This is a genomic window from Providencia sp. LY12, assembly GCF_057621555.1.
In genome coordinates this window covers 123,641-145,344 of record NZ_CM172594.1, presented here as the reverse complement: position 1 = coordinate 145,344, position 21,704 = coordinate 123,641, and the positions used below count along the sequence as shown (strand labels likewise).

The 21,704-nt window shown below is 42.9% G+C and carries 9 protein-coding genes and 1 tRNA gene; 5 read left to right on the top strand and 5 right to left on the bottom strand.

Annotated features, from left to right (window positions below; all coding sequences use genetic code 11):
• Nucleotides 1-192 precede the first annotated feature (192 nt).
• The 5 genes from ACY3ZI_RS00580 to ACY3ZI_RS00560 all read left to right on the top strand — a co-directional run bounded on the left by ACY3ZI_RS00580 (nt 193) and on the right by ACY3ZI_RS00560 (nt 15,829).
• Nucleotides 193-1,920 (top strand): ShlB/FhaC/HecB family hemolysin secretion/activation protein, encoded by a 1,728-nt coding sequence (locus ACY3ZI_RS00580; RefSeq protein WP_487375807.1) that lies wholly within the window; start codon nt 193-195, stop codon nt 1,918-1,920.
• A 78-nt stretch (nt 1,921-1,998) separates the two neighbouring features.
• Nucleotides 1,999-12,735 (top strand): hemagglutinin repeat-containing protein, encoded by a 10,737-nt coding sequence (locus ACY3ZI_RS00575; protein ID WP_487375806.1) that lies wholly within the window; start codon nt 1,999-2,001, stop codon nt 12,733-12,735.
• Nucleotides 12,732-12,926 (top strand): CPCC family cysteine-rich protein, encoded by a 195-nt coding sequence (locus tag ACY3ZI_RS00570; protein ID WP_247601693.1) that lies wholly within the window; start codon nt 12,732-12,734, stop codon nt 12,924-12,926. The genes ACY3ZI_RS00575 and ACY3ZI_RS00570 overlap by 4 nt, the downstream gene beginning before the upstream one ends.
• A 427-nt stretch (nt 12,927-13,353) precedes the next feature.
• Nucleotides 13,354-14,274, top strand: coding sequence for a hypothetical protein (locus tag ACY3ZI_RS00565; protein ID WP_487375805.1), 921 nt, complete (start codon nt 13,354-13,356; stop codon nt 14,272-14,274).
• Nucleotides 14,275-14,626: 352 nt separating this feature from the next.
• Nucleotides 14,627-15,829: an IS256 family transposase gene (locus ACY3ZI_RS00560; RefSeq protein ID WP_487375804.1), complete on the top strand. Its 1,203-nt coding sequence runs from the start codon at nt 14,627-14,629 to the stop codon at nt 15,827-15,829.
• A gap of 558 nt (nt 15,830-16,387) precedes the next feature.
• Here ACY3ZI_RS00560 and ACY3ZI_RS00555 read toward each other — a convergent pair.
• The 5 genes from ACY3ZI_RS00555 to ACY3ZI_RS00535 all read right to left on the bottom strand — a co-directional run bounded on the left by ACY3ZI_RS00555 (nt 16,388) and on the right by ACY3ZI_RS00535 (nt 21,515).
• A complete protein-coding gene (locus ACY3ZI_RS00555; protein ID WP_487375803.1) occupies nt 16,388-18,142 on the bottom strand; it encodes an AAA family ATPase in 1,755 nt (584 codons plus the stop codon).
• Nucleotides 18,139-18,615, bottom strand: a complete 477-nt coding sequence (locus ACY3ZI_RS00550; RefSeq protein ID WP_336432278.1) for a hypothetical protein — start codon at nt 18,613-18,615, stop codon at nt 18,139-18,141. Before ACY3ZI_RS00550 ends, ACY3ZI_RS00555 begins: the two co-directional genes overlap by 4 nt.
• Nucleotides 18,612-19,805, bottom strand: a complete 1,194-nt coding sequence (locus tag ACY3ZI_RS00545) for a dsDNA nuclease domain-containing protein (RefSeq protein WP_487375802.1) — start codon at nt 19,803-19,805, stop codon at nt 18,612-18,614. Before ACY3ZI_RS00545 ends, ACY3ZI_RS00550 begins: the two co-directional genes overlap by 4 nt.
• A gap of 201 nt (nt 19,806-20,006) precedes the next feature.
• Nucleotides 20,007-21,212 (bottom strand): tyrosine-type recombinase/integrase, encoded by a 1,206-nt coding sequence (locus ACY3ZI_RS00540; RefSeq protein WP_487375801.1) that lies wholly within the window; start codon nt 21,210-21,212, stop codon nt 20,007-20,009.
• Between the two features lie 208 nt (nt 21,213-21,420).
• Nucleotides 21,421-21,515 (bottom strand) — tRNA-Sec (locus ACY3ZI_RS00535).
• Nucleotides 21,516-21,704 lie beyond the last annotated feature (189 nt).

Below are 21,704 nucleotides of genomic sequence, written 5' to 3'. Positions count from 1 at the left end.
TAACTTTCTCAATGAAAGTAAGTTGTCCCTTAGTCCGAACCTTAAGCCCACTTTTACTTAGCTTAGTAACGGATTTGTGGATGCATTAGCAAGGATGCCCTGAACCGACATTTCATCACTGGCGCCGCGCACCGCCTTAATTCATTGAGTTAGATAAATACATTTGTTGATTCATGAATTAGGCTAATATCCATGCAGGAAGACTTATTACCGAGTGTTAATGGAAAACAACACAAAAAAAACCCCCCTCTTCAATGGGGATTGGTTAGCTTATGGCTTATAGCAACCCCCTTATTGGCAGACCCCGTCAACCAAGCGCTTTCTATTGATGCGCGAGAGCAACAACGTCAACAAGAACGTGAACGTATGCTACAACAGCAGAACAACCCCGTTGTGGATACGCGCATTCAACAACCTGATTTAACGCTGCCCGATTATCCGCAAAATGAACAACCCTGCTTTACCATCACATCCATTCGTCTTGATGGTGAGTCCGCCGCCGATTTTCAATGGGCGCTAAAGGCCGTTAACGATGCCAAAGGCCAGTGCTTGGGTAGCCAAGGGATTTTGTTAGTCCTCAATAAAGTCCAAAATGCCATTTTAGAAAAAGGGTATGTCACCACCCGCGTGATGGCACAAGAGCAAGACTTGAATCAAGGTGAATTAGTCCTCACGCTTCAGCCGGGGCGGATTAACGCCATTCGTTTTGATGAAGGCACCTCATGGCGTGGGCGCATGTGGAATGCCGTTCCTGCTTCCTCGGGCGACATTCTGAATCTACGTGATATTGAGCAAGGGCTGGAAAACTTTAAACGTGTACCCAATGTCACTGCCGATATTCGTATCGAACCCGGCCCAGTTGACGGCACCAGCGACTTAGTGGTCAGTTGGCAAGAAAAACGCCCTGTACGATTAAGCTTGGGTTTAGACGATAGCGGATCAAAAAGTACCGGACGCTATTTAGGCTCTGCGACGCTAGCCATTGATGCGCCGTTTGCCCAAAACGATATATTTTACGCGAATATCAGCAAAGATTTGTTTGATAAAGGCCCTTTCGGTAACCGGTCTTATACCTTGAACTACTTTATTCCCGTTGGCAATTGGGGCTTTGCCGCCAATTACAATGAATATAATTATCACCAAAATATTCCTAATGCCAACGAAGTGCTGCGTTATAGCGGCAAGAGCGATACCGCACAATTTACCGTGTCACGGTTGCTGTTTCGCGACCAAACCCACAAAACCACCCTTAATCTGCGTACTTACCGGAAAACCGCCAGTAACGCGGTCAATGACATTGATATTGAGCAGCAACGCCGCCGTACTGCGGGCTGGGAGGTCGGTGTTAATCAGCGCAGCTTTTTAGGCAATGCCACACTCGATGCCAACATCAACTGGCGTCGCGGTACAGGCGCCTACGGCGCACGCCGAGCCCCTGAAGAAGATACCCACAGCGGCAGTGCTCGGGTGGGGATTTTTCTTGGGGACATCAGTTTCAATCAGCCCTTCACGTTGGGCGAACAGCCTTGGCGCTGGAATACCGCTTTACGTGGTCAATGGACTCAGCACGCCCTAACACCTCAAGAGCGCATGTCTATTGGTGGACGTTATACCGTCCGTGGTTTTGACGGTGAGCAAGTGCTGTCGGGTGAAAAAGGCCTGTTATGGCGCAACGAACTGGCATGGAATGCTTTCTCTCAAGGGCAAGAACTGTATTTCGCCGCTGACTACGGGCGTGTTGAAGGCCAAAGTACCAAATACCTTGTGGGGCACCAGCTAGCCGGAACCGCATTAGGGCTTCGCGGCTCAATTTCATCGCGTTTAAGCTACGACCTGTTTGTCGGCGTGCCGTTATATAAGCCGAAAAAATTCGATACGTCAGGAGCGACGGCAGGCTTTAGCCTCAATCTTGAAATTTAATCGCATTTTATTGATTTGATAGTCGGTAGACATTTTCAGTTTTACCCGTGTCTGCACTGTTTTTAAAGGAATACCATCATGAACAAGCATTGTTATCGTTTAATTTTCAGCCGCACTCACGGGGAGTTACGTGTTGTATCCGAGCTCGCTAAAAGCTGTAGCACCGAATCAGGCCAAACGCGTGGCTCAAATGGCGGCCGCCTGTGGGTCACTCTGCGTCGCACCTCGCTGCTGCTGTGGTTAGCCTTGTGGGGTGGCTCAGCCATGGCGAGCAGCATTATTGCCGATAACAATGCCCCTAAAAACCAGCGTCCTGATGTCATCAATACGCAAAACGGACTTCCGCAAGTCAATATTGCGGCACCGAATGGTTCGGGCATTTCCCATAACCAATATAAACAATTTGATGTCGATAACCGCGGCGCCATTCTCAATAACTCGGCGGTGATGACTTCAACACAAACCGCAGGGATGATCCAAGGCAACCCGAATCTTGACCCAAACAAAGCCCCTGCGCGCGTTATCCTGAATGAAGTCAACAGCAATAACCCGAGCCAAATTAAAGGCTTCCTCGAAGTGGCTGGCGGTAAAGCGCAAGTGATTGTCGCTAACCCATCGGGAATTATTTGTAATGGCTGCGGCACCATCAACGCGGGTCGCATGACCCTCACTACGGGTAAACCCCAATTTAATCAAGACGGTAGCCTTGCGGGGTATCAAGTCGAGCGCGGGGTTATTCGTGTTGAAGGCGGTGGTTTGAATGCCGATAGCCGCCACGATACGCAATATGTCGATTTGCTCGCCCGTGCCGTTGAAATCAACTCCGGCGTGTGGGCGAAAGAAAAAATCGCGGTCGTTGCAGGTAAAAATAAGGTCGATACGCAAAATAACCCCACCCCGATAGAGAGCCAAACCCCACAACCTGAGTTTGCTATCGACATGGGGCAAATGGGCGGCATGTACAGCGGTTATATCCACATGGTAGGCACCGAAAAAGGCGTGGGCGTGCGTAACCAAGGCGGGCACATCCAAGCGGATAAAACCTTAACCGTCAGCAGCAACGGTAAGCTGGTTTGGGGAAGTGCATCGCAGCAAGCCACCACCCAAGCAGGCAGTGATATCACCTTGACCGCCAAAGACGCCATCGACCACCAAGGCAAATTGCACAGCGGCGGCACTTTAAATGTGGAAAGCCAAACAGGCTCAGTGAGCAATACCGGCACACTGGCAGCTCTGCAAGATGTAAAAATCAATGCGAAAGGTGATATTCACAGCCAAGGCAACGTGCTCGCGGGCAGTGATAACAAAAGCAATGTTATTAAAGATGCCAATATCACCTTAAACAGCGACGGTAAAATTGACACTCGAGGCACCCTATTAAGTCAACAAAACGTCACAGTAACAGGCCAGTCACTGGATTTAAGCCAGACGCAAGTCGCCGCCTCAACATTGGCACTCACTGCCAAACAAGGGGATATCGCCCTCACTCAAGGCAAGGTTGACGCCAACAACGTCAAACTCCACAGTGCACGCGATATTCATGCGCAGCAAGTGCAAGTCAAAGCGGCGCAATGGAACGTCAGCGCTAACAACGTGTTTAACCAAAAAGGCACATGGGTACAAACAGGGCCAAATGAGAGCCAATTTGCACTCACTGGGCAACTGAATAACCAAGGCGGTGCGATTGAAGCCAACCGCCTCAAGCTCAATGCCGATTCACTGAATAACCAAAACGGCCGATTGGTTGCCTTAGGCAAAAACCAACAAGATTGGCAGGTGAAAAATAGCGTTAATAATCAGAAAGGTGAAATCGGGGCAAATGGGGATTTAACCCTCACCGCAAACTCAATTGATAACCAATCGGGCACGATTAAAAGTCAAACTAAACTGGCCTTGAATGCCAAAGAACAGATTGATAATCGCGCGGGTAACCTTGTCGCAGGAAATGCCATCAACCTGCAAGCAGGCAAATCACTGAACAACCAATCGGGGACGATTAACAGCCAGCAAGTCACCGTCACCACTGACAATCTCAATAATGCGTTGGGTAAACTGATTAGCCAGACGACCCTCGATATTCTCGCTCGCCAACAGATGAATAACGCCAACGGGTTTATTGGCTCAGGTGACAAACTCACTCTCGCCACTCAAAACTTGGTTAATAACCAACAAGGTACGGTGCAAAGCGATACTCAGCTGACCATTGATGCACAGCACGTTGATAACCAAACAGGAAAAATACTGTCTGGGGAGCAGCTTGTTCTTAATGCAACGACTGACCTTGATAACCAAAGCGGAACGCTTTACAGCAAAGATATTACGCTGAATGCAAACAAGATTAATAACCAGCAAGGGCAAGTCGTTGGTGAAAATCATGTTGATATCACAGCAAAAAATGCCTTAGATAACACCAAAGGTAAAGTGATTGCCAATGAGACGTTAACCGCGTCTATCGGTCAGCAACTCGCCAACCATGCAGGTTTACTACAAAGTGGCAATCAAGCAAGCATCTCTGCCAAAGCACTGGATAACCGTGACGGGAAAGTGCTATCAGGTAAAGCCCTTGATATCGCAACCAGCGCGCAAATTGATAATGCCAAAGGCGAAATCAGCAGCCAAAACGTCAACATCAATACCGCCCAACTGGATAACCAAACGGGGAAAGTGATTGCGACCCAAAATCTCGACCTTACCAGCCAAGGCGGTGTAAATAATCAGTCTGGCTTATTAGAAGCGGGCAACCAATTAACCCTCGATACCCAAAGGGATATCGCTAACCTGCAAGGTACGATTCAAGCAGGACAACAGGCGAACCTCAGTGCACAAAGCATCGATAATGCCCAAGGCCAGTTGTTATCGGGCAGCCAGCTCATCGTAAACACGCAAAATGACCTCAATAACCGCCAAGGCAAAGTCAGCACTGGCAAAACATTGCAGTGGCAAGGTGGTCACTTCAATAATACCGCGGGCTTGCTGCAAAGTGGTGGCACATTAACGTTAACCGGTAACCAACTGAGTAATCAGCAAAAAGGCCAAATCCTCAGCCAAGATGCACTGTCCTTCACCCTCCGTGGCGATTTTAATAACCAAGCGGGTATTTTGACCAGCCAAGGCGATACCGCGATTAGCGCTAACCTTGTCAACAATGTCCAAGGCGCAATCAATGCCCTTGGGCGCTTAGATATTCAAGTGGCACAGCTGATTGATAACCGCGATGGCCGCATTTTCAGCCAGCAAGCACAAACACTCAACGCACACAATATTCTCAACCAACAGGGTTGGATGGGCAGCTTAGATTCATGGCTGGCCAAGACTCAGTCATTGAATAACCAAAACGGTGAAATTCAAAGCCAGAAAAATCTCGAACTCACGGCAAACACACTGGAAAACCAGCAAGGTACATTGCAAGCAGGTGGCTCAGCCTCACTCTTGGTTGCTAACGAAATCAATAATACCCAAGGTAAAATCAGTGCCAGCCAAGGCCTCACCGCCACAGGGCAATCCGTCAAGAACCAGAAGGGACAATTACTCTCTGGCGGCATATTGCAGCTTAGCGCGTCGGATGTCGACAACTCACAAGGTGGCTTACTGTATAGCCAAAAACAGTTGTTGTTATCCATTGAAAATGCGCTGAATAACGCCCACGGTAAATTGCAAAGTGGTGAAAACCTCACATTAACCAGTAAAACGTTAGACAATACGTCTGGCAAAATAGAAAGCCAGCAAACCCTGAATATCACAAGCGCAGAGCGGATTGATAATACGGCAGGGTCAATCCTCAGTAATCAAAACCAACAACTGGAAACTAAAACCCTTAAAAACCAGCAAGGGACGGTGAGTAGCCTTGGTGAGCTTGCCCTGAAAGCAAACGAGCTTGATAACACCCAAGGCACCCTGATTAGCCAACGCGCGGGCACCTACAACATCGCGCAGCTCAATAACACACAAGGGAAAATTCACAGCGGTGATACCTTGACGTTAACGGCTGCCGATATCCAAAACCAACAAGGGCAACTGGTTGCCACCAACGCACTGAAACTGATTGCGCTCACCTTGGATAATCGACACAACGGTATTTTAAGCAGCCAAGGTCGTCTCAGCCTGTTACTCAATGCCTTAGATAACCGCGAAAATGGGCTGGTTCACGGCAGTAAAGAAACCACGCTGACCGTTAAAAACATCGAAAATACCCAAGGCCGACTGCAAAGCAATGAAAACTTGACATTTTCAGGGGTGAATAGTATCAATAACCAATCAGGTCAGGTGTTAGCCAATGGCGATATTGCACTGAATACGGATGCAGCGTCCACCTCGGCTCAGCTTGCCCTCTCAAATCAACAAGGTACCCTGCAAAGTGGTTCGGCGCTCGCCATCAACACCCAGTCTGTTAACAATCAGGGTGGGACAATCAAAAGCCAGAAGGCGCTTTCACTGACCGCAGCGCAGGACTATACGCACCGCGCAGGCGATACGCTGACCAGTAACCAATCGGTCACCCTGAATATTGCGGGCACGTTGACCAACCTCACTGACTGGTTATTACCGGGTGATTTCACTCTGTCGAGCCTGAACTTCACCAACCAAGGCTCACTGGTCAGTAAAAACCTCGCTATCTCCACCGGTAAATTGGATAACCTGAATCGGTTAGAAGCCGATAAAATGACGCTCAACGTCGACGCGTTAAATAATAGTGCGACATTGATGGGCGATGAGATCCGCATTAAAGCAAAAACCTTAGATAATCAGGGGAAAAAAGCCGTCATTGCCGCCGCAAAACACATTGACTTGCAGACAGAAAAAAACCTCACCAACCGTGACCAAGCACTGATTTACAGTGGTGATAGCCTCGCACTCACCAGTGCTGACTTAATTGAAAATAACGCCAGTTTTATTGAAGCCGAAGGCGCCGTTTCCATTACCGCGCGTCAGCTCAATAACTTACGCGAAGGGTTAGAAATCCAACGTGATGCAGAAAGCGAAAGTTATAACAAACACCTGTATAACTTCTACTGGCGTTCCTTTGAAACTCAGGCCCATAAAGATCCCAGTGCGATGGCACCGACCACACAGCAGTTGACCTTTCAAAACGATCAGGCCGCGTTGGATAACAAGTATGGCACTATCTTAGACATCGATGCCAAAAATAAACGCGCACAAATGAAGGTGAAACAGCAGGATGGTCAAGTCACCACCCTGTGGATTAATTATTTGGCGCTCACCCCCAATAGCGATGGCAGTTATGCCATGACTTTCTACGAGTCACGTGGCGTACCGGGACGTATTCAAAACCCGCCAACCCCATACCATGGGGCGGTATGGCGCGTGCACAACCAATATCGTTACGAAGTGTGGGATCCGAATCAACACATTGATGTGGCAACAGCAACCGGTATTGATGATTTTAGCTGGATACGCGAACGTTCAGTCACAGGCTCCGTTTCTCGTGACAAACTGATCTCCGAAGGGATCGGGGCGCGCATTTTATCGGGCGGCAACATGACGCTCAATATCACGGATTTACTCAAAAATGATGCCAGCACCATTACCTCAACGGGTGATTTGGATATCAAAGGCAAAGGACGCATTGAAAATACGGGCTATTCCGTGAATGAGCGCCGTAAAGAGTTCTATGTTGACCATTACGATGTCAGTAAAAGCCATTGGTACCCTGAATCGAGCAGTGACACAACCACCGCACTCACCACCATCGATGGTATTATTTCGGGTAATGGCAATGTCTCGATCACCAGTGCCAATATCACCAATACCACCGTCAATGCCGCGCAAATCACAGCGTTAGAAGCCGCGATGAATGCGGCTAAAGCGGAACGTGCCGAATGGGAACGTAATCCACTGGCGTTTGATATTGACGGCGTGAATAAACAAGACCTCAATACCACTGTCACTGAACAGGGGAAATCTGAACTCAATCAAGCAGAGGGCACTTCGCCAATCGACCGCCCTCTGCTTCCTGCTGAACTGGCGTTAACCGAAAAACAGCACATTGGTGATGTGGCAACCTCTATCCCAGATAATGGCTTATTCCGTCCGAATTTAACCCCGGACAGCCCATTCTTGGTGGTCACCGACCCGCGCTTTACTGACAGAAATAAATTTATCAGCAGCGACTACCTGCTTGAGCGGGTTGGCTATTCCCCTGCCGATGTGCATAAGCGTTTAGGGGATGGCTTCTATGAACAACGCCTCGTCCGCGAACAAGTATTAAAACTTACTGGTCGCCCTTCTCTGCGTGAAGAAGATGCCATGGCGCAGTACCAAACCCTGATGAATAATGGCGTTAAAGTTGCGGAAGAATTCAACTTACGTCCCGGTGTTGCCTTGACGCCAGCACAAATCGCCGCCCTGCAACAAGACATTGTTTGGCTAGTCAGTGAAACTCTCGATACGCCACAAGGCCCACAAACGGTGTGGGTTCCGAAAGTCTATTTAGCTAACACGACACTTAGCCTGACACAACAAGGGGCGATGATCAGCGGTAAGACACTGAACTTATCCGCTGACAGCATTGATAATGCCGGAAACCTGTTGGCTGAAAAAGGCCTTGAGGTCGATGCGAAACAATTTATGCACCGTGATGGGGATATCAAAGCGGATACCATCAATATTCAAGCTGATAGCCTCACGTTAAGCACCAACTTACAAGATGCTCTACGCCAAGCAACGATGAGTGCCACCGATATCACCTTAAGTGGCCATGACGTGCAATTGCAAGGCGCTAAACTGGATGCGACGGGGGATATCAAGCTTAATGCGCGCGATAACTTGTCCATTACGGCAGTGAAAAGTACCCATACCGGCAGTATTGATGTGATTGCGGGAGCGATGGGTGAACGCGGTAATGAAGGTCTAGATGCGACTGGTGGCCTTGCCCATATCAGCGGCGAATGGCAGCTCGCGCAAAGTAGCGAACTGAGTGCTGGTGGAAATCTCAGCCTCAATGCTGGAAAGGACATCACCGTCAAAGGCAGCCAAGCCCAAGCGGGCGGGACACTGGATGTCAATGCGGGTGGCGATATCAATATCCTATCGGATAAAACCACCAATAAAAGCCAACTCGATGCACAAGGCAACGGTTCTTCCGTCAGCAATACTCGTGAAGAAGACAGCTTAGTGCTCAGTACGCTCAGTGGTGACAAAGGCGTTTCACTGAACGCGGGCAACAACTTGGTGGCAGAAGGCGCCCAAGTCGATAGCCAAGCAGGTAAAATCAGCGTCTCAGCGCAAGACGTGACTATCACGGCGGCAACCCAAGACACCCATGCGCTTGACCAAGAGCAAACTCGCAATGACAGCAGCAAAGGCTCCCGAGTCGATGAGACCTCATCCCATGAGGTGCTCGGCAGCACATTCAGCGGACAAAACGGCGTCGATATCACCGCGCGTGATAAAGACATCACCGTCACGGGTAGCACCATCCACAGTGAAAAAGGCGAAATCACCCTTGATGCAAAACAAAATGTGACACTCAATACCGCCACGGAAGAAAATAAAAAATATGTTGAAGAGCAGCGTAGCAGTAAAGGCTTCTTAAGCGCCAGCAGTGAGCACACCATCCAAAACGATGAAACCACGCGAGAAAAAGGCAGCTTGCTCAGCGGCGAAAAAGTGACCATCAACGCAGGTAATGACCTGACCGTCAAAGGCTCCTCCGTGGTCGCAGAAAACGATGTCAGCTTAACCGCTGGCAACAATGTGGATATCACCGCTGCGACCGAAACCGACTCGCATTATCTCCTCGAAGAGAAGAAAAAAAGCGGCCTAATGAGCAGCGGTGGCATTGGCTTTAGTGTGGGGAAACAATCCTCTCGCCATGAAGTGGATGAAAAAGGCACCACCCAAAGCCAAAGCGTCAGTACCATTGGCAGCACACAAGGTAATGTCAATATCACCGCAGGCAATAAACTGCATGTGGGCGGGGCTGACCTGATTGCTCAAAAAGACTTAAACCTCACCGGCGATAGCGTACAAATCGACCCGGGCTATGATGAGCGTACCCGTACTGAAACGTTTGAAACCAAGCAAAGTGGGTTTGGTATTTCACTCTCTGGCAGTGCAGGCAGTGCCCTCAATACCGCCGTCAGCACCGCACAGCAAGCTCGCAAAGAAAGTGACGGTCGTTTAAGTGCACTGCAAAATACCAAAGCGGTATTATCGGGCGTTCAAGCGCAGCAAGCTTATGAACTGGACGGACTGAAAACCGATGCTGCGAATGCACACAACCTTGCCAACAACCTCAAGCCGGGTGATGACGGCTACCAAAAAGGTGCGACCAATACGGTTGCCGTCAGTGTGTCTTACGGCAGCCAATCGTCGAAAAGCGAAACCCACACCGACAGCCGCCAATCCCAAGGCAGCACCTTAAATGCAGGGCAGAATCTGTCGATTACCGCAACCGGTAAAAATAAAGACAGCAACCCAGACAGCGGTAATATCACGGTCGTCGGCAGTGAGCTCAAAGCTGGCAAAGACTTATCACTGTCTGCCACACAGGATATCAACCTAGTCTCGGCCCAAAACACCGAGCAGACAAACAGCAAAAATAGCAGCAAAGGCAGCAGTGTCGGGGTTGGTGTAGGCGTGGGTGCAGGCGGCTACGGGGTCAATGTCTCAGCCTCCGTCAACCAAGGCAAAGGCCATGAAAAAGGTAATGGCCTCACTCACACCGAAACCACACTGGATGCAGGCAACAAACTCACCTTAAACAGTGGGCAAGATACCACCCTCAAAGGGGCACAAGTCAGTGGTGAGCAAGTCACTGTCAATGTCGGTCGTGACCTCACCCTGCAAAGTGAGCAAGACAGCGACCGCTATGATGCCAAACAGCAAGAGGTCAGTGTCGGTGGCGGTTACACGATAGGTGGCACGCCAAACATCAATATCAGTGCCAGCAAAGACAAGATACACAGTAACTACGACAGTGTGAAAGAACAAACCGGTATCTTTGCGGGCAAAGGCGGCTTTGATGTCAACGTCAAAGAGCACACCCAACTTGATGGTGCGGTAATTGCTTCGACTGCTGACAAAGACAAAAATCGCCTCGACACCGGCACACTCGGTTGGAAAGACATCGATAACAAAGCCGACTTTACTGCCGAGCACACCGGCGGTTCGATTGGCACAGGTGGCCCAATTGGCAGCCAGCTGGTGACCAATGCCGCGGGCGGGTTATTCTCTAACGCCAATAACAGCGGCCATGCGGAAGGCACCACGCAATCGGCAGTCAGTGACGGCACTGTCATTGTTCGCAATGAAGACAAACAAAAACAGGATGTTAACGAGCTCAGTCGGGATACCGAGCACGCCAATGACGGCAGCATCAACCCGATATTCGATAAAGAGAAAGAACAAAACCGCTTAAAACAATCCCAGTTGATTGGTGAAATCGGCAACCAGACGATGGATATCATCCGCACCGAAGGGGAAATTGCGGGCTACAAAGCCCAAAAGGACCCCGATGCGCTTGCCATCGCCAAGAAACAACTCGAAGCCGCAGGGAAAACCCCCACCGAGCAAGCCATTAAAGACCAAGCTTATAACAACGCCATGGCACAATACGGTACGGGCAGCGACTTCCAAAAAGCCGCCCAAGCAGTCACTGGTTTGCTACAAGGCCTGGCAGGTGATAATTTAGCAGGTGCATTGGCGAATGCCTCGTCGCCGTATTTAGCGACGTTGATAAAACAGCAAGTGGGTGAAGATAATAAAGCCGCGAATGCCATGGCGCACGCAGTATTGGGCGCCGTGGTCGCTGAGCTGAATAACCAATCTGCCGTTGCAGGAGGATTGGGTGCTGGCGGCGGCGAGCTGTCCGCTCATGTGATTATGGATACCCTCTTCCCGGGCAAGAAGGTTTCAGACTTAACCGAAAGTGAGAAACAGCAAGTCAGTGCACTGAGTCAGCTGGCTTCAGGTCTTGCAGGTGGACTAACTACCGGCGATGTGGCTGGTGCGATTACTGGCTCGCAAGCAGCGAAGAATGCGGTTGAGAATAATGCATTGGGTGAGATAGTTGACCAGTTAGTTACTGGCAAATCCCAAGAAGAAAAGTATGAAGATGCGAAGAAACAACTCAAACAGCTAACTGACGAATTTAAACAGAAAAACTGTGCAGGGCTTAGTGCGGATGCATGTTCGACTAAAATAATGGAGCATCGTAATGAGTTACTGAAAGGTGCTGCTGACTTTAGTATCGATTTTGTGCCAGTCGTTGGTGACATCAAAGGCTTCTCTGAAGCGCAAAGTGCAATAGATTATTTAGCAGCAACTGTCGCTTTGATTCCTGTACTAGGAGATGGTGCTGGCAAATACATCAAACTTGCGGACAAAGCTTTAAAAGAAGGGGATGTTGCTGAAGCCTCAAGGCTGATTAATAAGGCAAGTGATGAAATCACTGCCAAGATACCTTCAAATCCGACATCTCAATCATCAAGCGGTGTATGGAAACCAAATGAAGTGGAGAATAGTACGGGTATTAATGTTGGTTCAGGAAAACAAAAAGACGATCAAATATGGACTGAAACTAAAAAAACGGATCCAGTTTCGAATGCTTATGGGCATTGGGATAAACATAAAAAAGAGTTTCCAGAATTTCAAAACTCTAAGCAATATGTTGATGCAACGCATAATTTTGTTTCTAATCCACCAAAAGGTACGTTAATAAAAACCCGACCTAATGGTGATACAATGTACTATAATCCATCGACTAATACTTTTGCCGTTAAAAATGCAGATGGAACACCAAAAACAATGTTTAGACCAGAAAATGGAATGGAATATTGGGAAAGACAAAAATGATAATAGAAGAATTATATCCTTGTCCTTGTTGCTGCAATAAAACAATAACTGACTTAGGTAATTATGAAATTTGTCCTATTTGTGGATGGGAGGATGATCCTATTCAATCTGAAGATCCTGAATTTTCAGGTGGAGCAAATTTCGGTAATTTAAATGATGCAAAGAAAAGGTATTTTGCGGAAAATAAATAGCGAACACCATAACTTTTAAAAGATCGCAGACCTACTCTGAGATCTCCTAAGCCAGCTTACTCCCCCCTTACCCAGCCGGATAATCAACTGTCCAGCTTGGGGAGTGAGGGTAAAATGATTCCCCACCGTAGCCCCTAGCTTACTCAACCCCTTACCACTAAATATCAGTCGTGGGTTGGGGTGTAACTCACTGTATACAGACTAGTTTTTAGCACTTCATCTTTAGTCGTCGGTGTTTTTGCTTTACTACAAAGTACAGTGGAAATATGTCTCATAAATTCAGAAAACGCACATTGGGGATCTTGGGCTAGGTGGCCAAAATGCACTGGAAAACATACTTATAACTAACTGAATATACTAGAGAAAAATGGTTTTATCTGGCTAACTCCCAATGGAATGAGTTGTTGTTGAGAATAATGCCTTTAACTTGGCTGGTCGAAAACAGAAAGACATTGAGTCCAGTATACAAAAACAGGTAGATGGTATTGATCTAGATGCAGTCTATGGTGATGACCAGAATAAAAAAGATGTCTATAGAAAAGGTAGGGAACAAGGAGCTAAAGATGGCTTGAAAGATGGGATATCAGAAAGTATAGAGGGTACTATCAATACTATTCTAAACCCAATAGATGCTGTTGCTGACTTAACAACAGCAGTCTGGAACTATGATAAGAATTATGATGCAATTAAAATATCCGTTACTGAATGGGATCAATTATATGAATATGCGCTAGTTAACGATCCAGAGGTTGCAGGACAGATGGTTGGATCTTTGCAAGGAAAAATGTTAGGCAATATAGGAACCAGTGTTGTTGTCTCAGGCGCAGCAGCAAAAACCATTCAAAAAGTTGCTCAAATGGAAAGCGGTATTAAATGGTTACCCGATGCTCATGGCAAAACCCACGCAACAATAGTAAAAGGTGACACAGCAATACCTGTAGATAAGATTGAATTATACTTAAGAGATAAAGCATCTGGTGATTTAACAACATTAAAAGCAGATTATAATGCACTTAAAGATCTGCAAGTAAAAAATCAAAGTCAGTTTGCTAAAGATCTTAATAATTTTGATAAATTACGAATACTAGAAAGTAAAATACATAATGTTGGAAAATCAAGAGATATGAATAAGGTGTTAAATAATGCAGGTATACCAGACACACCTTTAAATAATTCAATGATTATCAACAAATTACTAAAATCTGCTAATGATGTAACTGCTACAAATAGAAGAACATCCATTGTTATTAATGGCTCAAAAGGAAATGTTAGAGTTTATGGTACATGGACCATCCTGCCAGATGGCTCGAAACGTTTATCTACGGTCGAAGCTGGGGCTTTTAAATAATAAGTACAACTTATGAGCGAAAAAAAATAAAAGTATTGAACAAATATTAGTAGGCATAAATAATTATATAACCTATGGTTATGTAGACCCAAGGTCATTTGATGATCCAGCAAATGATCTACTTGACTATTTATCTGAGTTGACTTCTTTAGATAATAAAAAGGCATTTTTTTATTGTCTAAAAATATTGACTGATAAAAATATTAACGATGATTTCTTGAAGTCTCTCTGTCTAAATAGATTATTATTATCCGAATTTGAATGGAATTACGCATTTGATTTTTTAAATAAAAATGGGGAGTGTTAGAAATTCTGTGTCATTCCAGTAAACTACCTCAAAAAGGAATGACTGATGACACAACCTTTCGATTTTGATAAAGCCCTAAAAGCACTTCAAGAGGGGCAGGCTTTGACCGGTAAAGACGGTATCCTGACCCCATTGATTAAACAGCTAACAGAAGCTGCATTATCCGCCGAATTAGACTCTCATTTACTCAATGACATTGAAGCTAATCGTCGAAATGGGGCAACCAAAAAGACGATTAAAACCCCAACAGGTAACTTTGAACTAGCAACCCCACGCGATCGCAATGGCTCTTTCGAACCGCAATTGGTGAAAAAACACCAAACGACGCTATCTAATGAGATTGAACACAAGATCACACGTCTTTTTGCCCTTGGTATGAGCTACACGGATATTAGCCGAGAAATTGAAGATTTGTATGCATTCAGCGTATCCGCTGCCACGATTAGCGCGGTGACCGATAAAGTTATCCCTGAACTTAAGCAGTGGCAGCAGCGACCTTTGGAGGCGATTTATCCCTTTATCTGGCTGGATGCCATTCACTACAAAGTGAAAGAAGACGGTCGCTATGTGAGCAAAGCGGTTTACACTGTTCTCGCCCTCAATTTAGAGGGCAAAAAAGACGTACTTGGTCTGTATCTCTCTGAAAGTGAAGGCGCTAATTTTTGGCTCAGCGTGTTAACTGACCTGCAAAATCGAGGGCTAAAAGATATTCTGATTGCCTGTGTTGATGGGCTTACAGGCTTCCCTGATGCAATTAATAGTATCTACCCTCAAACGGAAGTTCAGTTGTGCGTCATTCACCAAATTCGCAACTCAATCAAATATGTTGCGTCAAAACATCATAAAGCGTTTATGGCAGACCTTAAGCCTGTTTATCGAGCCGTCTCAAAGGAAGCGGCAGAAACCGCATTGGATGAGTTAGATGCTAAATGGGGGCAGCAATATCCTGTAGTTATCCAAAGCTGGCGCCGAAAATGGGACAATTTATCTGCTTACTTCCGTTACCCCGAAAGCATCCGCAAGGTTATTTACACAACAAATGCTATCGAATCTGTACACCGTCAATTCCGTAAGCTGACGAAAACCAAAGGGGCATTCCCCAACGAAAATAGCCTATTAAAACTGCTGTATCTTGGCTTGCTTAATGCACAGGAGAAGTGGACGATGCCAATCCAAAATTGGAATCTAGCACTATCTCAGTTATCGATATATTTTGAAGGACGTCTCGATAATGTGATAACGTTGTAATTATTAAATTAACGTGACACAGAATTCTGAACGCCCTCTAAAAATGCTCGCCAATTAAGTGTCCCTTGTCTAGAAAAAGCTTTATTTTATTTCTATTGTGCAAAAAATGATCCAACATCACATCCAACACCTGATAGGCTCATCGAGAAACTAATAGCTAGATACCAAGAAGTCAAAAATGATCCTAATGCAGATTTTTATCATCTAACTGAATCGTTTGAAAATTTCTCTCGAGCTTATGGGGTTTAACTGTTGAGAATAACTCACTGAGCGGCACAATCAGGAAAAACTTTTTGCTCAAAACTCTGGCTGGGGCTTTGTGCTTTAATGCCCATAAACACCTTTCCTTACTTAGGTTACGAATATTAACTTGAACATCTATATCGTAACGGAAAGGTGTTTTCCTTAGCATAATCTTCGAAAATAACACGTATAACAAGTTATTTTATGTTTAAAGCACTAACACGACTTAAACTGACTAAAGCCAAAATAAAAGACTCCTAACTATTGGGGATCACTATATTTTAGCTATATTATTTTTATGAAAAAATAATATAATCAAATACTTTTCAAAAACATACTATGTTTTTCCCCTGGATATATTGGTTTCCATAAACAATCATCTTCATCACAAGAAAATAGATATTCAGTTGATGAGAAAATAATTTGGAAATTATATTTTTTAGATAACGCCTTCATATTTTTCATAAACTCATCTATATCTTCATGGTGTATTTCATGCTGTTTTGGGGTATCAAGTATGATAAACTCGAATGCTTTTTGATCACTCATAGCTATAGTTTCAATTAATGATGCTCTATAAGCTAGAATTGCTCTAACTTTTGTACTACCTTTTAACTGTTCTATCGATTCATTTCCTAATATCGGACTAAAATCATCTTTAAAAGATATGTTTCTATTAACATTTGTAGTATTCATTATATCTAGCCATTTAATATATAATTCTCTTAATTGATTCTTTATCTTTATTAATTTAGGTAAATTAGTAAAGTTTTTAGTAATTGATTCTTTTCTATCCAATGCAGAATCTCTTTTATTTGAATATTCAATATAAATAGATTCCATTTTTTCTAATTTTATCAGTTTTTCTTTATCTTGCTGTAATTCAAAAACCCGTGCAGTGATCGTAGATACTGTCTCAATAATAGAAGAAAACCCCTCATCTTCTACTAAATCTGATTTTATTTTTTGTGCCTGTTTTATCAATGAGTCTAGTTGAGATATTTCAAGAATAATACCGTCAATATTCATTTTTCCTGTATTGATACTTCGGTCTATATCCTTGATTTGATCTTTTAAATATAAAAGATTTTTTGCATAACTTTCTGTGCTCTTACTAAAAAGGCCACAATTAGCAGAAGAACAAATTTCCTCAAAAGATATAAATACTCTTTTAGCCTCTTCATTTAAATTCAGTGTGTTTATCTCTATATTAATTTCATTTTTTATTCTATCTAATGATTCACTCCTTTTTTTTAGTTCTCCAATTCTAAATTGTAATTCATTTTTGCTTTTTTTATAATCATATATTAACTTATCCATACCTAAAATAGCATCATTTTTTACTGAAGAGCTATTCTTTAAATTATCTAACTCTTCATTTAACTCATTTATTTGAATCTCTAATTTTTCTTTGTTACCTTGTTCATCATTGATTTCCTTTTTTATTAAATCAATATTTTTTCTCTGTACTACCAATGATTCATCTAGATATTTAATTTCGGCATCCAGATCTATAGAAAGTTTTTTCTTTTCAAATGAGTTTTTTTCTGGTAATTGAAAAATTAACCTTAACATCTCAGAAAACTGATCTTTAATATAATTAGCCGGAGCATTATAATACCTAGAAAAACCACTATCTTGGTCAAGATAATAAATAGGTAAAATTGAAGATAGATATGGATATGTCTGTTTTTTCTGAGTGGTAATTAAGGAAGGAGAATTAATATTCAGTAAATCAAAAATAAATTTCGAATAGTCTAATTCATTATAGAATCGATTTACCACTCCATCAAAATATAAATTCAAAATAAATTCATTAGAAAACTCTCTCTCTGAGATATAGATTTTATCATTAATTTCAAATTTCAGCCTCGCATACTGGCATGACCGATAAATTTCATCTCTAAATTTACAGGGATACCCCAAACAAAATATAATTGATTGAATTAATGGTGTTTTTCCACTACCGTTAGGACCATAAAGCTCAGTAACTTCCTTTCCAAAAATTAATTCGTCTGACTCAAGTCCAATATTTTTCCTTCCTTTAAGGAATAAGCTTAATAACTTCATATAAGTTCACCATCTAGTTTTTTATCTACTAAATTATTTCTATATGCTCGTTTAATTAAACCTAAATTATAAGCTAAATCTGTTTCATAGCTATAAACTCTTTCTATAATTTTATTTCCTAAATTAGTAGAATGGATTTTATTATTGTTGTTAATAAAAATTAAATTTTTTAACTCCAAAAAATTGAGAGCAGCAACTGTTCGTATTCTTAAATTTGCTGACCAACTAAGATGCTGAGATGATTTTTTAAAACCACTCATAGTTTCCTCAATCAATTCTCCAACCAAATTACCAACCTCAGAGAGATCTGCTTTTCTTCTATCGGTAGAAATTAATAATACTATCATTGCAATAAATGGAAGTTGGAATAACGCCTCATTACTAAGCCCAATAGATGAAATATCCATATTTTTAGAGAATTCAATCTCTATTTTTTTATTTAACATTGAGTCAAAAAATTCATCACTATTCATTTCTTATATCCTATAATCTTAGAAAAAATGCCCCCTAAAATAATATCATCATCTATATCAAATAATAATTCATTTTTTACCAAATCTTCCTTTAATTTATAAACAAGCTCCCTGATAAAAACAAAATCAATAATCATACTCCCCTTAGAGAGTTCATTTAAATATTTTTGAAAATAACTATCAATAGAAATAATGTCTATTCCACTTAGAATATGTCTATTCCTTCTAATCCAGACATCCCATTTTATTTTACAATCTGAACAAAATAAAATTTGCTCATCAGAAGCACCAGCACGTCGTAACGTTCGCTCAATAATAGATGCTGATTTAATTGCATTTTGATCACCACTATCAAGTAAATCATGATAAGCTTTACGGGATATACTAAGAACTTCCAATAATTCATCAATACCAATACCTGAATTACTTTCAATATTCTTTTGATTTAAAAGATCAATTTTTGCACTTGATTTTTTATTAACTAAAAATAATAATGATATTATTATTTTGGTAACTTCATTATATTCCAAATCAATTTCGCTATATTTATATATTGAGTCCCTTGCAATAGAGTAAAATGCATCAAATTTTTCTTTCAAGTACTCAACATCTGTTTCTATCTCTAACTTTTTTAAATTAAAACTTATGTCTTCATCACTAAAAATATTTTTTTCTATATTACCGTTATCATGAAAACATTTATTAAATCTATCAATTAATACCTTACTATGTTTTCCACTAAAATTATTACGAAGGTCTAACAATAGAGTATCTATATCATCATCTACATGCGTATTCGTCATAAATACAACTTTATCGCATGTATCAGGAAAATTAATAGTATGCTGTAAAAGTCTACCAATAAAGCTATTACGGATACTCTCATCTGACTGAACCTTAGTTTTTGTTTCTTTTTTCAATATTCCAAAAACATCATTTATGCTCCATATATCACTAAGTTTTCTTTTAGTTTTTACTTGGACAAAAACATATTTAGTAGTGTCTCCAATAACTTTTTCAATAACAAAATCATCCTGAAATTCGCAATAAATTTTTTTAGTATCTTTCCCTTCCAAGATTGAAAAACAAGCCATACTCGCAGCTCTAATTTGAGCATTAAATCTCTCAATTACATCTCGCCCTACCTGCTCTCTTGGGCTGATTTCGTGCAATTTAACCATAGCAGCCATCTTTCCATTACCCAAATTTATCAATTACAACATAATGGATCTAAATAATAATGGAAAGCTTTGCTACTACTTAACGTGAACCCACGCTAGATTCACAATACAACAACACTGTATATAAAACCAGTAAAAAATAATTTATTACAAAAATAGTTATAGTAGATACTCCAACTATCTCCTAGTTGTCATAGTATCCCTTTATTGTCAAAAATTCACACTAACCACATTATTCAAACTCGCCTCCAACTCATCCATGTAATCCGCATACCACTGCATCATTTCTCTGCGTCCATCCATATACTGAGCATGGTTATACGTACCACGGATCGCGTTTTTATCGATATGCGCGAGCTGGGTTTCAATCCATGCGGAGTTATATCCCTTTTCATGTAAGATTGTGCTCATTGTGTGGCGGAAGCCGTGTCCTGTTAGCCTTCCTTTATACCCCAACAACTCAATAACCTGATTTACGCTTTCCTTACTGATTGGTTTTCTATGGTCATTACGGCCTATAAACACAAGCTCATAATGCCCAGACAGTGGTTTGAGTGAATTAAACAGCTCGACCACCTGTTTTGATAGTGGTACAACATGCGGTCGCTTCATCTTCATCACTTCAGTAGGTATCTCCCAAATCCCTTTTTCTAAATCAATATCCTGCCAACGAGCAAAGCGGAGTTCTTGCGTTCTAACAGCCGTTAATAAAATAATTTTAGTGGCAGTTTTAGTGATTATGCTGCCTGTATAACCGGCTAGATCCTTCAAGAAATAAGGTAACTCTTCAGTTGTTAAGAATGGGAAATGCTGTTTCTTAGGTGGAGTTAGAGCAGAAGCCAGATCAGGGGCTGGATTATATTCCGCTCGACCGGTAATAATTGCATAGCGAAAGACCTCACCACAGCGCTGACGGACTTTACGCATCTTCTCTAAGGCTCCGCGTTTCTCCATCTTACGCAAGGTTTCCAGTAGTTCTAAGGGCTTAATCTCTGCTATCGGGCGCTTACCAATATAAGGAAAGATATCCTTTTCAAAGGTATCAATAATTTCATCACGATAACGTAGTGACCAACGATCCGCTTTAGAGGTGTGCCATTCTCGAGCGACTGCTTCAAAGGTACTTTCAGAAGCTAAGTGCTTTTCTAATCGTGCTAATTGCTTTTGTTCACTTGGATCTTTATTTTGAGCCAACAATTTTTTCGCATCATCGCGTTGATTTCTTGCTTCAGCTAATGTCACTTGCGGGTAGACACCAATAGAAAGCATTTTTTCTTTGCCTGCGAAGCGATACTTCATTCTCCAATATTTAGAGCCATTGCGATTAACTATCAGATATAACCCACCTGAATCAGAAAGTTTGTAGGGCTTATCTAGCGGCTTTGCCGTTTTAATTTTTATATCACTCAGAGCCATAACAAAACCTCCGTAAGCCCTATCTATTACAAGAAAATGAGAATTTGGGGGTGCAAGATATACCTTACCTAAATGCACCCCCGATTAACACCCCCAATTGGAGGTTGATGTGGGGTAACCCCAGTTGAACTGGGTTGACTATGAATTGCTTTTATATGTTGAATTTAAAGGGTTTAATTGACTTCAGTGGAAATGTATTGAACTTGAGTGGCGGAAGATCACAGGAGTCGAACCTGCCCGGGACTGCTGGCAGCCCCAACTGGATTTGAAATCCAGCCGCCTCACCGGAGACGACGATCTTCCTCTATTTGGTAGGTGTTCGATTATAAACTGAATTATTTATTTTCCAAGGTATTGTGAGAACAACCATTCAAATTATTGATGCACGCCAATAATGCCAACCATTCTCAAAAACTGATAACAAAAAGCACAAATGTGATATTGAGGTTTGTACAATTGCCCCCATATACTTATTCATGTCTACATACGGCG

Coding starts and splice junctions, on each gene's coding strand:
- ACY3ZI_RS00560 (WP_487375804.1), top strand. CDS start 14,627: ATGACACAACCTTTCGATTTTGATAAAGCCCTAAAAGCACTTCAAGAG.
- ACY3ZI_RS00570 (WP_247601693.1), top strand. CDS start 12,732: ATGATAATAGAAGAATTATATCCTTGTCCTTGTTGCTGCAATAAAACA.
- ACY3ZI_RS00545 (WP_487375802.1), bottom strand. CDS start 19,805: ATGGCTGCTATGGTTAAATTGCACGAAATCAGCCCAAGAGAGCAGGTA.
- ACY3ZI_RS00580 (WP_487375807.1), top strand. CDS start 193: ATGCAGGAAGACTTATTACCGAGTGTTAATGGAAAACAACACAAAAAA.
- ACY3ZI_RS00555 (WP_487375803.1), bottom strand. CDS start 18,142: ATGAAGTTATTAAGCTTATTCCTTAAAGGAAGGAAAAATATTGGACTT.
- ACY3ZI_RS00540 (WP_487375801.1), bottom strand. CDS start 21,212: ATGGCTCTGAGTGATATAAAAATTAAAACGGCAAAGCCGCTAGATAAG.
- ACY3ZI_RS00575 (WP_487375806.1), top strand. CDS start 1,999: ATGAACAAGCATTGTTATCGTTTAATTTTCAGCCGCACTCACGGGGAG.
- ACY3ZI_RS00550 (WP_336432278.1), bottom strand. CDS start 18,615: ATGAATAGTGATGAATTTTTTGACTCAATGTTAAATAAAAAAATAGAG.